General features: G+C 56.3%; 1 protein-coding gene. It reads left to right on the top strand.

All coding sequences use genetic code 11. The features are described from left to right. Positions 1-325 (top strand): aminoacyl--tRNA ligase-related protein (locus FDX22_RS27345; RefSeq protein WP_304571834.1); only part of this gene is annotated, 325 nt, incomplete at both ends.

Below are 325 nucleotides of genomic sequence, written 5' to 3'. Positions count from 1 at the left end.
GGAAGTGCCGCTGACCAACCTGGTACGCGACGAAATCATCGACGAAGATGCGCTGCCGATCAAAATGACTGCGCATACGCCGTGCTTCCGTTCCGAAGCGGGTTCTTACGGTCGTGACACTCGTGGTCTGATCCGTATGCACCAGTTCGATAAAGTCGAGATGGTGCAGATTGTTCGTCCGGAAGATTCGATGGACGCGCTGGAAGAGATGACCGGCCATGCTGAGAAGGTCCTGCAACTGCTGGGGCTGCCGTATCGCAAGATCATCCTGTGCACAGGCGACATGGGCTTCGGCGCATGCAAAACCTACGATCTGGAAGTGTGG

The organism is Citrobacter sp. TBCS-14 (assembly GCF_005280805.1).
GTDB classification, from domain to species: Bacteria; Pseudomonadota; Gammaproteobacteria; order Enterobacterales; family Enterobacteriaceae; genus Citrobacter; species Citrobacter gillenii.
The sequence above is the reverse complement of the archived record's forward strand: the minus strand, read 5'-3'. Positions and strand labels throughout refer to the sequence as shown.